This window comes from Bradyrhizobium sp. UFLA05-153, assembly GCF_054185185.1.
On record NZ_JBBIAM010000309.1, the window covers coordinates 1 to 1,532 of the forward strand.

General features: G+C 56.5%; 2 protein-coding genes. Both read right to left on the reverse strand.

What is annotated here, in order from left to right:
• Positions 1 to 255 precede the first annotated feature (255 nt).
• On the reverse strand, positions 256 to 435 hold the full coding sequence (locus Q2941_RS51595) for a hypothetical protein (protein ID WP_458197536.1): 180 nt from the start codon (positions 433 to 435) through the stop codon (positions 256 to 258).
• A gap of 201 nt (positions 436 to 636) precedes the next feature.
• On the reverse strand, positions 637 to 1,227 hold the full coding sequence (locus Q2941_RS51600) for a hypothetical protein (protein WP_458197537.1): 591 nt from the start codon (positions 1,225 to 1,227) through the stop codon (positions 637 to 639).
• Positions 1,228 to 1,532 lie beyond the last annotated feature (305 nt).

Genomic DNA, 1,532 nt, shown 5'->3' on the forward strand with positions numbered 1-1,532 from the left:
CGGGAATATCGTATGCCGACCGATCCTAGGCGGACTGCACCATCAATATGGCCGGATGTGATTTACGGTAGGCACAGGCCTGCGTACCGTGACGGCGAGACGCCGTTGATCGAGACGATATCTGAGGGGCTATGGTGAAGGTCGTCTAGCGAACCTAATTTGGTCCCAAAAGAGGCCCGCCGGATCATACGGGCGGGCCATTTTTCGCGTGCTTGCGGTAACCTGGCCCTTGGGCCGTTTTCTCGACCGCGCAGTTTAGCGCTGATGACCTAGTCCAATTCCAAGGCTGCGTGCCTTCTGCCTCAGCGAGCCCTCGGACCGCTTCATCAGCTTCGAAAGCTTTGCCACTGGGGTGCGGGCTTTGGAATGCGCTTTGAGGAGTTTGACGTCGTAGTTGGTGTATTCTTTGCGCTTGCTCTTTGTCTTTTTTGCCACTTGGGGTTCTCCAACATGATCCCGCGCGGGTTAGAGATCATGCGAATGCGTCAAGTCGGTGACTGTACGTCGGGCAGGGTTGAGGTGGCACGCGCCGCGTTTTCCGATCTGCTGGTACTGAGTTTTCGATCTCTTCAATTTGGGAGTGGCATGCCCAAAGGAGGAGCGCTAGGCGGTCAGCCGGCTCGAGCGGCAAGTTCGTCAATTGCTCGCATCGTCGCGTCGCCTCAGGGTAAACAGTATCCAGCTCGGAACTAGTGCAATGAGAAGGCCGGGGATAGGAGTTAGAAACAGGAGCCAGTTCAAACCGGAGAACAGACTTTCAAAGATCGTCGGCGCAACGTAGTGGATAGGAAGACCGATCAAAAGTATCGCAAGGATGTACAAAAAATCGAGGCCTGGCGTCCAACCGACGTCGATGGCCAGAGGCAACAACACCCAAATCAGCCACAAGCTTGAGCCCCTCAACCATGCCTTCCACGATGGCATGCCTCGACGCCCGCGAAGGAAATAGAGTGCGAAAAGAGCAATCGTCACCAGAGGATCCCAAACCATTCTAGCGGGCAAATAGAGCGCCGGGAGGCTCTCGGTAAGCATACCAATCCAATCGAGGAAGACCGCGAAGCCTTTGGAGCCGAACGCCGCGACTAATGCAAAGAGAGCTATGAAAGGGCTGGCTATCACACACCCAAGCGCAGCCGCGCGCGCACGAGAAGACAGAAGGATGGTCGCCACTCGGAAGACGAGCCCAAGCGCGACGATCGCCTCGGCTAGCGCGAACAGTGCAACCACGAGTATTCCGCGATCAGTCAATCCGATTGCTCAATCGTAGGCCCTAATGTTGCCGGATGACCTTACGGTTTGCTAGCAAACGTCAGCGCTGCCCGTCGGCTGAGGCAATGACGATAAGGGCTCGCCACTTCAGTTTGGCGGGCCGCCAAGTGACGCGCCTTACAGAAGCAGCGAGACGAGCGCCACCAAGCCTGTCAGAGCCAGGCTCCACGCAAACAAATGTAGTGACCTGCGCATTCCAGGGATGGTGATCAGGTGTTCCAGACGATGGTGATCACGGATTCCAGTGATCGTGATCAGGTTCG